Here is a 12937-nt window from a genome sequence, read left to right as displayed (position 1 = left end):
GGTGTCCCTCAGGAGGCCGGCGGGGCACCCAGGCCGAGTTCGCCGTCGCCGAGCGGGGCGAAGAACCGCTCCACGTCGGCGTCGGTGACCTCGGCGAGCCCGGCGGGGTTCCACCGCGGGTTGCGGTCCTTGTCCACGATCTGGGCGCGTACACCCTCCACGAGGTCGGGCCGGGTGAAGGCGGCGGACGAGACTCGGTACTCCTGGTTGAGCACTGCTTCCAGGTCGTCGAGGCGGCGTGCCCTGCGGACGGATTCGAGCGTCACCTTGAGCGCGGTGGGTGACTTCGCCAGGATCGTGGCGGCGGCCTCCTTCGCGGCGGGCACACCGCAGTCGCCGAGGCGCTCGACGATCTCCTCGACGGTGGCGGCGCTGTAGCAGGCGTCGATCCAGTCGCGACGGGCGGCCAGCTCACCGCCGGGGGCCGCTTCGGCGTACCGCTCCGCCGTGGCGACGACCTCCGCGGGCGTGGTGCAGACGTCCAGGGCTCCGATCAGGCCGGGCAGTTCCCGGAACGGCACGAAGTGGTCGGCGAGCCCGCACAGCAGCGCGTCGGCCGCGCCGGCGGCTTCCCCGGTGAGCGCCAGGTGCGTGCCGAGCTCGCCCGGCGCCCTGCCCAGCAGGTAGGTGCCGCCCACGTCCGGGACGAATCCGATACCCGTCTCGGGCATCGCGACCCGCGAACGCTCCGTGACGATCCGGATCGAGCCGTGGGCGGAGACACCGACGCCGCCGCCCATCACGATGCCGTCCATGATCGCGACGTAGGGCTTGGGGAACCGGGCGATACCGGCGTTGAGCCGGTACTCGTCACGCCAGAAGTCCAGCGCGGCCGGGCTGCCGGACAGGGCGTCGTCCCGTATGGCGCGGATGTCGCCGCCCGCGCACAGTCCACGCTCCCCCGCTCCGGTGAGCAGCACGGCTGTGACGGAGTCGTCCCGTTCCGCGGCGTCGAGCACCTCCTGGACGCGCAGCACCATGGTGTGGTTCAGCGCGTTCAGGGCCCGGGGCCGGTTGAGCGTGATGTGACGGATGCGTCCCTCGGTGTGCAGCAGGACGGGATCCTCGTGGTTCATACGTGTGCTCCGGTCAGCCCCTGTGCCGTGCCGTCCGCCGGTCACGGACGGCCTTCCGGTGCCATTGTGCGCGGCGGTGACCGCGGCGTCGGCAGGGAGGGGTGTCACGGTGCCTTGCGGGGGTCATGGCGCCGTCCTGAACGGATTCCGCTGTGGCAGCCGGACCGAACCGGCCAGACAATTGGGTCACACACCACGGCAGCCCCGCCGGACGATCTTCGGAGCAGGAATGACCGATCACGACCGGCCACCGATCATCCCCGTCCGACCCCGCCTGTTGGTCGAGAAGCCGCACACCGGCGAGACCGGGACGGCGGAGCGGCTTGCCATGAACCGTACCGGCAGCTTCGAGTGGGATCTCGATGCCGGGACGCTGGACATCGACGAGGCAGGTCTGCTGGTCTTCGGCCTGGATCCGGCCCATTTCGACTCACGGCCGGAGTCGCTGGTGGAGCGGCTGGAGCCCTCGGAACGGATCCGTCTCGATGTGGCGATCGACGAGGCCGTCAAGGGCGGACGCAGCTCGTACAGCGTCCATTTCCGGGTACCTCTCGACGAGGGCGGCGACCAGTGGACGCACATCCAGGCACGCATCCTGCGCAGCGCGGACGGGCGGGCGCACCGGGTGATCGGGGTGGTGCGGGACGCGACGGCGGAAGTCACCCATTCGGCCTTCGTGCTGGAACTGGAAAAGCGCCGCCAACGCCAGACCGACATAGTTGAACGCACAACAAGTGCGTTGTCACGGGCGGTGACCGTGGACGATGTGACGGCCGCACTGACCGGACCGGGAGGGCTGGCACGGCTCGGCGCCGACGGGCTCGCGCTCGGACTCCTGGACAATTCCACACTCAATGTCATCGCCCTGAGCGGCGAGTCCTTGGAAGTCATCGACGAACTGGGGCAGGGCCGGCTCGACCGGAAGTTTCCGCTGGCCGACACCGTGCTCAGCGGCCGGCCACGTTTCGTGAGCTCGCTGGGTGCACTCACCCGGCGCTATCCGGTGCTGGAACCGTATGTGGGTCAGCTGAAGTTCCAGGCCGCCGCCTATCTGCCGCTCGTGGCCCAGGCGCGGTCGCTGGGCGGGCTGGCGCTCTTCTACCGTGAGCGCACCGCCTTCAACCCCGACGAACGCAATCTGTGCCTGGGGCTGGCTGCCATCGTCGCCCAGTCCCTCCAGCGGGCCACGCTCTTCGACGAGGAGCGGGAATTCGCCACCGGGCTGCAGTCCACCATGCTGCCCCGACGGATCCATGACATCGAGGGCGGCGAAATCGCCGTCCGTTACCACGCAGCCTGGAGCGGCCGTCAGGTCGGCGGCGACTGGTACGACGTGATCGCGCTGCCGAAGGACCGATTCGGCATCGTGGTGGGCGATGTCCAGGGGCATGACACGCATGCAGCGGCGATCATGGGACAGCTGCGGATCGCACTTCGTGCGTACGCCGGTGAGGGGCACCCGCCGTCGACGGTACTGGCCCGGGCGTCCCGGTTCCTCGCCGAGCTCGACACGGACAGGTTCGCCACCTGCACGTACGCTCAGGTCGACCTCGGTACCGGAACCGTGCGGGTGGTGCGGGCCGGCCACTTCGGGCCGTTGATCCGTCACATGGACGGCCGGGTCGGCAGCCCGCGGGTACGCGGAGGCATGCCGCTGGGCATCTCCACCGACTTCGGGGACGAGGAGTTCCCCGAGACCCGTCTCGACCTCGTCCCGGGCGAAACGCTGGTCCTGTACACCGACGGGCTGGTCGAGGAACCGGGCGCCGACATCGACGCCGGCGTGAGCACGCTCATCCATGAGGTGAGCGCGGGCCCGGCCGGGGCCGAGGCGCTCGCCGACCATCTGTCGGACCGGCTGTGGGAGCGCTGGGGCTCGGGCGACGACGTCGCACTGCTGGTACTGCGCCGCAGCCCTGACCCGGGTTCGCCGCGCGCGCCCCGGCTGCATCAGTACATCCACCAGGCCGACCCGGAAGGGCTCTCCGAGGCACGCACGATCGTCCGCCAGGCCCTGACCGACTGGGACATGGCCGAACTCGCGGACGACGCCGAGCTGGTGACCGGCGAACTGCTGGTGAACGTGCTGCTGCACACGGAGGGCGGAGCGGTGCTCACGCTGGAGGTGCTGCCCGAACCGGTGCGGCGGGTGCGGCTGTCGGTGCAGGACCGGTCCAGCGCATGGCCCAGACGCCGCTCACCGGGTGAGACGGCCACCTCGGGACGGGGCCTGCTGCTGCTGGACGCGGTCGCCACCCGGTGGGGCATCGAGCCTCGCGGCGAAGGGAAGGCCGTCTGGTGCGAGATCGGCCCGGCCACGCCGCCCACGTCCGCTCCGGTGCACAGGGATACCTCGGAGCCGGCCGGTCCCGCGGACAGGACCGGCGGAGCAGACAGCACCGGCGGGCCGGGCAGGGCCCCCGGACAGCGTTGAGGGGCGTACCGCCTCGCCGTACGCGATGCGGCACGCCCCTCGGCCGGACTCCTGGCGCTCAATGCGCCCGGACCGCCGGACTACGTCAGTGCTGGGCGGTGCGACGCTTGCGCACGGACCACATGATGCCGCCACCGGCCAGGAGCACGGCAACAGCCGCACCACCGATGATGGGAGTGGAGGACGACGAACCGGTCTCGGCCAGATCCGGCGAGCTGGGGCTCGGCGTGGCTGCGGCGGGCGCAGACGACGAAGCGGTCTCGCTCGGCGTGTTGGTCGGGGCCGGCTTCGCCGTGGTCGGCGTCTCCGACGGCTTCGTCTCGGACGGCGTGGGGGTGGGCGTGGGCGTGTTGCCCTTGCACACCGGAGCCTGCTTGGTGTCGTCCTTCGAGTACTGGTCGCCGTCGCCGGCCTTGACGATCAGATGCACCGTCAGCGGCTTGTCGTGCTCGGGCAGGTCGAGCTTCTTGTCCAGCCCCGTGCCGAAGTTCTGTGCCGGCAGCAGGTCCTTCCCGTCAACGGTGACAGTCACCTGGTTGGTGACCTTGCCGTTGTACGCGGACAGGTGCAGGCTCACTTCGGTACAGGTCACGTCCCAGGTGGGGGTGTGAGCTGCCGCCGGGCCGGCGGTCAGGACCGCGCCGGTCAGGCCGACAACCGCAGCGGCAGCGAGGGTTCCCGCGGCGCGCAGCGATCTCCTGGGTATGGTCATGGATTGTTCCTCCGCAAAATGTTTCATCGCCCGAATGGCGGTGGGGCGCACAGTACTGCCCCCGTCCCCCGTATGTGCACCCGCCCCACAACCCATTCGACGTCACAACTGGCAGCACATCATCGCTGGTTGGGACATGACGGACACCAACGGGCGGTAAAGGCCGGCCCTGCCGTGGCGCGAAGTGAGCGTATGGCACCGGACCGTGTCGATCGGATCGTACTGACGGCCCGCCCTGCCTGCCGGTGTCGTCAGAGCGGCCGGTACATGATGTGCAGCCCCACGAACCCGTGCTTCGGATGGTTGAAGCCCTCGGGCAGCGTTCCCAGGACCTCGAAGCCGAGCGAGCGGTACAGCCCGACGGCTGCGGCGTTCGTCTCCACGACGGCGTTGAACTGCATGGCCCGGAACCCGGCCGCGCGGGCCCAGTCGATCGTGTACTCGCACAGGGCCCGTCCCGCACCGCGTCCGGAGTGCCGGGGATCGACCATGTAGCTGGCGCTCGCGATGTGAGAGCCGTTGCCCATGTGGTTGTTGTTCATCTTCGCCGTGCCCACAATCGTCCCGTCGTCGGCGACTGCGACGACCGTGCGATTCGGCGCCTCGAGAAGCCACCAGTCCCTGGCATCGGCCTCTCCCAGGTGGAGGGGGTAGGTGAAGGTCTCGCCTGCGGCGACGATTTCGTGGAAGAAGGGCCAGATGGCCGGCCAGTCCCCGGTGGTTGCTTCCCTGATCAACATGGCGCAAAGACTGCCCGTACCGGCGTGGGATCGCGAGCCTTTATGCCCTGCCGATGCCCCGCCCCCGAGGGCGGCGGCTCCCGCCGCGCCCCCTGCGCAGCCGAAGCCGGGTCAGCAGACCGAGGGCGCCTTCCTGCGCGGCCGGTTCAGCGCTCCCGGCCGGCTCCGCCGGTGCGGACGCCTCGGCCGACTCGGCCCACGCCGCGGGATCGGCCGGATCCGCCCTTCCGGCCAATTCAGCCGGCTCCATCAGCTCGGTCTGCCTGGTCGGCCCGGTCAGCTCGGTCAGCTCGGTCCGTTCATGCCGTTCTGTCCGTCCGGTCAGTTCGGCCCGTCCGCGATGCCCGGTCCGTCCGGTCCGCTCCGTCAATTCGGCCGGCACCGGTGACCGGCCGGGGTTCTCGACGTCCGGCCACCATTCGTCACCGGGGCGCGGGGCCTGGCGATGCGTACGGGCGACGTCCAGCTCCATGACGAGATTGACCCGCCGCCAGAGGATCTCGTCCGGGTCGTCGGCGAGCATCAGGCGCCCCATCTCCTCCCGCGCGGCCGACGACCCCCGTTGCCCGAAGACCGGTTCGGGCCGGACCTTCGCGAAGTAGGCGCGCTCGTACGGGTCGTCGACCACCTCAGCCAGCTGCGCCGGGTCCAGCGCCTCAGCCGCGATGGCCACCCGTGCCCACGGATCCCCGGTGAGGCTCAGCAGCCTTTCGATCCGGCGTGAGCGCCAGTTGCGCGGTCGGCAGTCCGTGCCGGAATCCAGCCTGCCGCGCATCCAGGCCGGGCTCCTGCCCACCAGCAGTTCGGGCGAGCGGGCGGCAAGCCCGCACAGCTCCTGGGCGAGATAGAGCCACACCACCGCCCGGTAGCGATTGAGATAGAACGCCACCGGCGTGACACATCCCGCCCGCGCCAGCCGGGTGAAACGGACCGGGCTGATTCCGAGCAGCCGCGCACCCTCCGCCGTCCCCACCGTGCGCACCCGCTCCCGCAGGGTTTCCGGGAAGCCGTCCTCCGACCTGAGCCGATCGATCTCCTCCTGGCGGACCCTGGGCCGCCCGCCGCCGCTCTGCGCCTCCACCCGGACAATCCCCAGGTGTACGGCCAGCTCGAACTCCCCTCGCTTCAAGACAAGTTCCGCAGCTGCCCGGCTCACCGCGACCGTGTGGGCCCCGTCCGTACGTACCGCATCCGTCACCGGCATGACGATTCTCCCCCGTGAGACTCGAATACTCTCTGTGACCACAGTAGCCCGGGGAGACCGACTGCCGCCCGGCCTGTGGATAACTCCCGGGCCGGGGGCGGCAGTGCTGAACGAGGTGCTTCTCAGATCCGGTTGATTCCGTCGCTTCCGTCCTGCCGCGCCGCCACGCCGAGATGTTCGCCGACCTTGTTGACCAGCAGCGTCATCTCGTATGCCACCTGGCCCACGTCGGCCTCGGCCGCGCTCAGCACACACAGGCAGCTGCCGTCCCCGGCGGCCGTCACGAAGAGCAGCGCCTCGTCGAACTCCACCATGGTCTGGCGGGCCCTTCCGGCGCGGAAGTGCCGCCCCGACCCACGGGCGAGGCTGTGCAGCCCGGACGACACCGCCGCCAGGTGTTCCGCGTCCTCGCGCGCCAGCCCCGTGCTCGCTCCGGTCACCAGACCGTCGTTCGACAGCACCAGGGCGTGTCGTATGTGCTCCACCCGGCTGGTGAGATCGTCAAGCAGCCAGTCGAGTCCCCTGTCCAGCGCCATCCTGTTCCTCCCCGCTCATGCGTTCCCCGTGCCCCACTTACGCGTAAGCCTTGCGCACCGGTCACGTACGGGCAAGCACCCCTCCACGGTTCGGACAGGGCGGAATCAGGACATGCCTGTCAGCTCACCGAGTCGAGGAGCCGGGCCGTGTGCATCCGGCCGGCGTGCTCGACCATGCGGATCAGGACCTCCTTGCCGGACTCCCGGTCGCGGGCGTCGCACAGCACCACGGGAGTTCCCGGGTCGAGGTCGAGGGCGCGTGAGACCTCCTGTTCGCCGTACGAACGCGCCCCCGCGAAGCAGTTGACCGCCACGACGAAGGGGATCCGCCGGTGCTCGAAGTAGTCGACGGCCGGGAAGCAGTCCTCCAGGCGCCGGGTGTCGGCCAGGACGACTGCCCCGAGGGCGCCTTGGGACAGCTCGTCCCAGAGGAACCAGAACCGGTCCTGTCCCGGCGTTCCGAACAGGTACAGCGAGAGTCCCGACCTGATGGTGATACGCCCGAAGTCCATGGCGACGGTCGTCGTCGTCTTCCGCGCGACACCGTCGGTGTTGTCGACGGACTGTCCGGCCTCGCTGAGGAGTTCCTCCGTCCGCAGCGGACGGATCTCGCTCACCGCGCCGACCAGCGTGGTCTTGCCCACCCCGAACCCGCCGGCGACCAGGATCTTGAGGGCCATGACGTCGGCCTGCGGGTCCGCCCCGGCGCCCTCCGTGGCCTCCGTGATCTCCTCGTTGGTGCTGTCAGCGTGCTCGGAAGGCATCGGTAGCTTCTCTCACCAGTGAGTCCCAAGATGTCGAATGCCCAGGTCGGAGCGATCTTGTGGAGTCTCGGATTCAGTGAAACATCGGCAGGCGTACGGCGACAGCATGGCAAACAGGGACTCCGCCCGTGTGCCGGGATCACTATCGTGGAGATGTGACTGTTTCAAGCCGCCCATTGACCGGAACAGCCCACAATCCGGTGCGATTGTCAGCTCTACGATGGATCCTGGCCGGCGACGGCTCGGCCCCGGAAGCTCTGCGTCCGGCGCCTACACTGGTCCCCTCGGGTGCGAGGAGTCGGCCCACGCGGACGGGAGTACAAGAGTGTCGACAGGTGCCGGCGGCGGTTTCCAGGATCCGCCAGCGGAGGTACTGGCCCAGGCGGCTGCGGCCTTCGGTCTGCTGGCTACGCCCGCCCGGCTGCACATCGTGTGGGCGCTGGCCCAGGGCGAGAGCGATGTGACGGGCCTCGCGGAGCGGGTGGGCGGCACGCTGCCGTCGGTGAGCCAGCATCTGACGAAGCTGAAACTGGCCGGTCTCGTCCGCTCCCGGCGCGAGGGCCGCCGCCAGGTGTACCTGGTCGACGATCCCGATGTGGTGACGGTCGTGCGGCTCATGGTCGGCCAGCTCTCGGAGCGGGCCGGGTACCCGGCCGCTCAACCCGTACGGCTTCATGAGCTCGGTGCCTGAGAACGCTGCCGCGGCAGGGAACGGCGACCGACCGGCCGTTGTCGTGCCGCTGCCCGGAACCACGGCCGGCCCCGGAACCACCGCGCAGCCGCCCGCCGCGCCGACCTCGCTGCAGGTCCTGCGTTCACTGGACAGCGGGCCGAGGGGGCTGCTGGAGACGGAGGCGGAGGAGCGGCTCACCCGGTTCGGGGAGAACATCCTGCCCGCCTGGCGTCCGGTCCCCTGGCCGCTGCGCTTCCTGCGCACCCTGCGGGATCCCTTCACCTCCGTACTGCTCTGCCTCGGGCTGGTCTCCGCCGCGGTGAACGCGTGGGGCACGGCGTCCGTGACGCTGGTGCTCGTGGTCGTCAGCTGTGTGCTGCGGTCCGCGGAGGAGCACCGGGCCGACCGGGCGACGGCCGCGCTGCGCGAGCTGGTGGCGACGACCGCGACGGTGCTGCGCCGAATCGGCCCCGCCGCCGTCCCGGAGGCCCGCGACGTCCCGGTCGACGAGCTGGTGCCCGGTGACGTGATCAGGATCGGTCCGGGCGACCTCGTACCCGCCGACGTGCAGCTGCTGCGTGCGAGTGGCCTCACCGTGCACCAGTCCGCCCTCACCGGGGAGTCCGCGCCCGTCGGAAAGCATCCTGTCGACGCCGGACCGCCGCCGGGCGGCACGGCCCGCCTGCGCAGCGTGTCCGACGGCGGGGCGGGGTTGTTCGCCCAGCGCCAGCTGTGTTTCCAGGGCAGCAGTGTGGCGTCCGGCAGCGGCACGGCGGTGGTGGTCGCGACCGGCGGGGACACCCGGTTCGCCGCCGCGTACGACCGGTCGGCGCACCGACGGGGTGCGAGCGCGTTCGACCGGTCGGTGCAGGGGATTTCCTGGACCCTGATCCGGTTCATGCTGCTCACGCCGCCGCTGGTCCTGATGGCCAACGCCGCGCTGCGCGGGCGGGGACTGGAGACCCTGCCGTTCGCCGTCGCGGTGGCGGTGGGGCTGACGCCCGAGATGCTGCCGGTCATCGTCACCACGGCGCTGGCCCGGGGCGCGTCCCAGCTCGCGCGTACCAGCGGGGTGATCGTCAAACGGCTGCCCGCACTGCACGACCTGGGCGCGATCGATGTGCTCTGCCTCGACAAGACGGGCACCCTCACCCAGGACCGGCCGGTCGTGGACCGCTCGCTCGACGCGGCCGGGAATCCCGATCCACAGGTGCTGCACTGGGCGGCCGTGAATGCGCTGTGGACGCTTCAGCTCGCCGACCTGCCCGCGCCCGACGCCCTGGACGAGGCGGTGCTGGGCGGCTGGGAGGGGCAGGAGATCCCGCTGCCCGGCGCCGGCAGCGGGACAGCTCGGACCGCTGTCGGGGCGTACGACGCGGTGGCGGCGCTGCCTTTCGACCCTGTACGGCGCCTCTCCACTGCCGTTGTCCGGCTTCCCGGCGGGTTCGGCACCCATGTGCTGGTCACCAAGGGGGCGGTGGAGGCCGTTCTGGAGCGGTGCGTGCTGGCCCCGGAGGAGCGGGAGCGGCTGGAGGGCGTGGCGGAGCGCGAGGCCGCCGGAGGGCTGCGACTGCTCGCCGTGGCCCGTACCGAGCGGCCGGCCCGGCTCGGTACGTACGCGCCGGCGGACGAACACGGTCTGGCCTTTCTCGGCTTCGTGGCCCTGCGTGACGCGTTGACGCCGAGCGCCGCCGACGCGCTGGACGTACTGGCACGCCGGGGTGTCGCCGTGAAGGTCCTCACCGGGGACCACCCGGGCACGGCGGCCCGCGCCTGCCGGGACCTCGGGCTGGATCCGGGGCAGGTCGTCACCGCCGATGAGGTCGACGCGCTGCCCGAGGCTGAGCTGGCCCGCGTGGCCGACCGGGCCACGGTGTTCGCACGCTGCACTCCCGGGCACAAGGCCCGGATCGTCGCCGCGCTTCGCGCCTCCGGGCACACCACCGGGTTCCTCGGCGACGGTGTCAACGACCTGCCGGCCCTGCACGCCGCGGATGTGGGCATCTGCCCGCGCAACGCGGTCGACGTGGCGCGGGAGACCGCGGACGTCGTCCTCGCCGAGAAGGATCTCGGTGCCATCGACCACGCGATCACCGCGGGCCGGCGCAGCAGCGGCAACATCGCCACGTATCTGCGCATCACGCTGTCGTCGAATCTCGGAAACGTGATCGCGATGCTGGCCGCGGGTCTCCTGCTGCCGTTCCTGCCGATGCTTCCGGCACAGGTCCTGGTCCAGAACCTCTGTTTCGACGCGGTGCAGCTCGCGTTCGCCTTCGACCGTCCCGCGTCCTCGGTACTGATAAGGCCGACGGTGCTGCGCCCGCGGGACTTCCTGCGCTTCATCACCGGATTCGGGCTGCTGAACGCCGCAGCCGACCTGGCGACCTTCGCCGTGCTCGCCCTTGCGCTGCACGATTCCCGGGCGGACGGCCAGGCGGCCTTCCACTCCGGGTGGTTCACCGAGAACCTCCTCACCCAGGCCCTGGTGATGCTGCTTCTGCGTACCGGCCGGCGGACCGCGGAGGGCCGTACTGGAGGACCTCTGCGGGCGGCGGCGGCCGGACTGGCGGTCGTCGGGGTGCTGCTGCCGCTCACCCCGCTGGGCCCGCCGCTGGGGATGAGCGCGCTGCCGCCGCTCTACTACCTGTTGCTCGCCAGCGTCCTCGCGCTGTACGCCTGCGGCCTCGCAGCGGCGCGCAACCGCTACGACCGGAAACGGGGACTCTCATGAACACGGCGAGCACCGACCACGAGGAGGCGGCTCGGAGCGGGCCGGTGCGGGTGCGCCGGGCCACCCTCGACGACGTTCCGGCGCTGGTGCGGTTGCGTGCGCTGATGCTGTCCGCCATGGGGATGGACACCGGTGACGAGCACGCCCCATGGCGGGCCGCCTCGGCGCAGTGGTTCACCGAGCGGATGCCGCGGGCCGACGAGTTCGCCGCGTTCCTGGTCGAGGACCCCTGCCTTGGCGTGGTGGCGTGCGCGGTCGGGGCCTGCGACGCGCATGCGCCGAGTCCGGCCAACCCGAGCGGGCTCCACGGGCACGTGTCCAACGTGAGCGCCGATCCGAGGCGGCGCCGCCTCGGACATGCCCGCGCCTGCCTCGACGCGCTGCTGACCTGGTTCGAGCTGGAGACACGCGTGACGGTGGTCAATCTCAACGCCACAGGGGACGGGGCCGGTCTCTACGAGTCGTTCGGGTTCGCCCCACCCGCCAATCCCTCGTTGCAGCTGCGGACGGCCGGGGCGCCGGCCTGAACTCTCCGTTGCCGGCTCAGCCGTACGAGAGGTCGCTGCACGGGTCGTCGTCGGCCGAGCGGGCCTCGTCGGCAACGTCGGAGGGTACGGCGTCGGGCGTCGGTTCCGCCGGAGCGGCCGAGGGGTTGTCGGCGTAGTCACTGCCGACGATCACCTGGATTCCGGCCTCGGCCGACTCCGTGGACCGTGCTCCCGGGAAGAGCCGGGCCGTGGTCGCCGCCTTGTCGCGCAGGCCCGGCCCGTAGGTGACGAGGGTCCCCTTCTGGTCCTGGGAGTTCGCGGTGGCCGTGCCGGTGACGGTGAAGCCGTGTGAGCGCAGGGTCCGTGCCGCGTCCGCGGCGAGTCCCGTCACCGTGGTGCCGTTGTAGACGGCCACGTCGATGCCCGCGCCGGAGACCGCAGCGGTGGGAGAGGCCGACACCCTGCCCTTGGGCGCGGCCGATCCGTTGCTGTCCGCCTTGCCTGCGGCGTTCTGGCCGTCGAGTGTGCGGTCGGCCTTCAGGGACGCCCACAGCGCGTCGGCGTCCGGCTCCACGATCGCGACCCGGGCGCCCTCGTAGCGCCAGGGCACGGTGATGAACTTCGTGTTGTGCAGGTCGATGTTCTTCATCGACATGGCGAACGACAGCAGCCGGTCGGCCGATCCGAGACCCGGGTCCACGGTCATCGCGTCGGTCGCGGCGTTGGCGAGCGGAAGCAGCGTGGTGGGGTTCAGACCGCGGGACTTGACCTTCTTCACGAGGGAGCCGACGAAGGCCTGCTGGCGTTTGATGCGTCCTATGTCGGAGCCGTCGCCGATGCCGTGCCGGATCCGTACGTAGTCGAGGGCCCGCTGTCCCGAGACCGACTGCGGCCCCTTGGCGAAGACCCGGGATCCCTTGGTGGCCCGCTTGGGGTTGAGATCGCGCTGGTAGATGTCCTGCGGCAGGCAGACGGGCACGCCGCCGACGGCCGAGGTCAGCGCGGAGAAGCCGGCGAAGTCGACCACGATGGTGTGGTCGACACGCAGACCGGTGAGGTGCTCGACCGTGTTCTGGGTGCAGGCGGGATTGCCCTCGGCCGTCTCCCCCACCGAGAACGCCCCGTTGAAGATGACGTTGTGCTGCGGGGCTGTCCAGTTGCCGTCGGGCTCCTTGCAGGCCGGGATGTCGACCAGTGTGTCGCGGGGGACGGACACGGCGACGGCGTGCTTGTGGTCGGCGTAGACGTGGAGCAGGAACGCGGTGTCGGAGCGCCCGACCTCGCCCGTGCCACCGCCGAGCCCGCTGTTGGCGCCCGATCGTGAGTCCGAACCGATGACGAGGACGTTCTGCCCTTCGGACGTGTCGGGCGGCCGGTCCCCGGACACACCGTCGGCACTGAACGTGTCGATGCTGCCGGTCAGTTTGAGGTACCCCCAGCCGACTCCGGCGACCAGCAGCACGAGGAAGGAGAGCCCGAAAAGGGCCGTCCGTCGCAGACGGCTCCTCCGCCCTCCTGCCGCTGCCCCCTTGTGACTGCCTGTCATTGGCCACCCCGTTCGTCCGGCTTCCATGGAGGC

General features: G+C 70.8%; 11 protein-coding genes. 4 read left to right on the top strand and 7 right to left on the bottom strand.

Features of this window, described 5'->3' with window-relative positions; translation table 11 throughout:
- Positions 1-8: 8 nt before the first annotated feature.
- Positions 9-1076 (bottom strand): enoyl-CoA hydratase/isomerase family protein, encoded by a 1068-nt coding sequence (locus ACFVW8_RS05635; RefSeq protein WP_389686345.1) that lies wholly within the window; start codon positions 1074-1076, stop codon positions 9-11.
- Between the two features lie 229 nt (positions 1077-1305).
- Here ACFVW8_RS05635 and ACFVW8_RS05630 point away from each other — a divergent pair, with 229 nt between their 5' ends.
- Positions 1306-3510, top strand: coding sequence for a SpoIIE family protein phosphatase (locus ACFVW8_RS05630; RefSeq protein WP_389686343.1), 2205 nt, complete (start codon positions 1306-1308; stop codon positions 3508-3510).
- A gap of 85 nt (positions 3511-3595) precedes the next feature.
- Here ACFVW8_RS05630 and ACFVW8_RS05625 read toward each other — a convergent pair whose 3' ends face one another.
- The 5 genes from ACFVW8_RS05625 to ACFVW8_RS05605 all read right to left on the bottom strand — a co-directional run bounded on the left by ACFVW8_RS05625 (position 3596) and on the right by ACFVW8_RS05605 (position 7466).
- A complete protein-coding gene (locus tag ACFVW8_RS05625) occupies positions 3596-4222 on the bottom strand; it encodes an LAETG motif-containing sortase-dependent surface protein (protein WP_389686341.1) in 627 nt (208 codons plus the stop codon).
- Between the two features lie 251 nt (positions 4223-4473).
- Complete coding sequence (locus tag ACFVW8_RS05620; protein WP_389686339.1) at positions 4474-4962, bottom strand: GNAT family N-acetyltransferase; 489 nt, start codon at positions 4960-4962, stop codon at positions 4474-4476.
- A gap of 40 nt (positions 4963-5002) precedes the next feature.
- Positions 5003-6166, bottom strand: a complete 1164-nt coding sequence (locus tag ACFVW8_RS05615; RefSeq protein ID WP_389686337.1) for a DUF6397 family protein — start codon at positions 6164-6166, stop codon at positions 5003-5005.
- Positions 6167-6288: 122 nt separating this feature from the next.
- Entirely contained in the window at positions 6289-6702 is a 414-nt protein-coding gene (locus ACFVW8_RS05610) for a roadblock/LC7 domain-containing protein (protein ID WP_389686335.1), read from the bottom strand.
- 119 nt (positions 6703-6821) lie between these two features.
- Complete coding sequence (locus ACFVW8_RS05605) at positions 6822-7466, bottom strand: ATP/GTP-binding protein (RefSeq protein WP_389686333.1); 645 nt, start codon at positions 7464-7466, stop codon at positions 6822-6824.
- 325 nt (positions 7467-7791) lie between these two features.
- Here ACFVW8_RS05605 and ACFVW8_RS05600 point away from each other — a divergent pair, with 325 nt between their 5' ends.
- From ACFVW8_RS05600 to ACFVW8_RS05590, 3 genes are read left to right on the top strand one after another with little or no spacing between them, the layout of a single operon-like run.
- Positions 7792-8157 (top strand): ArsR/SmtB family transcription factor, encoded by a 366-nt coding sequence (locus ACFVW8_RS05600; protein WP_389686331.1) that lies wholly within the window; start codon positions 7792-7794, stop codon positions 8155-8157.
- A complete protein-coding gene (gene mgtA / locus ACFVW8_RS05595; RefSeq protein ID WP_389686329.1) occupies positions 8141-10870 on the top strand; it encodes a magnesium-translocating P-type ATPase in 2730 nt (909 codons plus the stop codon). Before ACFVW8_RS05600 ends, mgtA begins: the two co-directional genes overlap by 17 nt.
- Positions 10867-11397 (top strand): GNAT family N-acetyltransferase, encoded by a 531-nt coding sequence (locus ACFVW8_RS05590; protein ID WP_389686327.1) that lies wholly within the window; start codon positions 10867-10869, stop codon positions 11395-11397. The genes mgtA and ACFVW8_RS05590 overlap by 4 nt, the downstream gene beginning before the upstream one ends.
- Positions 11398-11413: 16 nt before the next feature.
- Here ACFVW8_RS05590 and ACFVW8_RS05585 read toward each other — a convergent pair whose 3' ends face one another.
- Positions 11414-12904: an LCP family protein gene (locus ACFVW8_RS05585; RefSeq protein WP_389686325.1), complete on the bottom strand. Its 1491-nt coding sequence runs from the start codon at positions 12902-12904 to the stop codon at positions 11414-11416.
- Positions 12905-12937 lie beyond the last annotated feature (33 nt).

Source organism: Streptomyces sp. NPDC058221 (genome assembly GCF_042882365.1).
In the GTDB taxonomy this organism is placed as follows: Bacteria; Actinomycetota; Actinomycetes; order Streptomycetales; family Streptomycetaceae; genus Streptomyces.
The sequence above is the reverse complement of the archived record's forward strand: the minus strand, read 5'-3'. Positions and strand labels throughout refer to the sequence as shown.

Coding starts and splice junctions, on each gene's coding strand:
- ACFVW8_RS05635 (WP_389686345.1), bottom strand. CDS start 1,076: ATGAACCACGAGGATCCCGTCCTGCTGCACACCGAGGGACGCATCCGT.
- ACFVW8_RS05630 (WP_389686343.1), top strand. CDS start 1,306: ATGACCGATCACGACCGGCCACCGATCATCCCCGTCCGACCCCGCCTG.
- ACFVW8_RS05625 (WP_389686341.1), bottom strand. CDS start 4,222: ATGACCATACCCAGGAGATCGCTGCGCGCCGCGGGAACCCTCGCTGCC.
- ACFVW8_RS05620 (WP_389686339.1), bottom strand. CDS start 4,962: ATGTTGATCAGGGAAGCAACCACCGGGGACTGGCCGGCCATCTGGCCC.
- ACFVW8_RS05615 (WP_389686337.1), bottom strand. CDS start 6,166: ATGCCGGTGACGGATGCGGTACGTACGGACGGGGCCCACACGGTCGCG.
- ACFVW8_RS05610 (WP_389686335.1), bottom strand. CDS start 6,702: ATGGCGCTGGACAGGGGACTCGACTGGCTGCTTGACGATCTCACCAGC.
- ACFVW8_RS05605 (WP_389686333.1), bottom strand. CDS start 7,466: ATGCCTTCCGAGCACGCTGACAGCACCAACGAGGAGATCACGGAGGCC.
- mgtA (WP_389686329.1), top strand. CDS start 8,141: ATGAGCTCGGTGCCTGAGAACGCTGCCGCGGCAGGGAACGGCGACCGA.
- ACFVW8_RS05590 (WP_389686327.1), top strand. CDS start 10,867: ATGAACACGGCGAGCACCGACCACGAGGAGGCGGCTCGGAGCGGGCCG.
- ACFVW8_RS05585 (WP_389686325.1), bottom strand. CDS start 12,904: ATGACAGGCAGTCACAAGGGGGCAGCGGCAGGAGGGCGGAGGAGCCGT.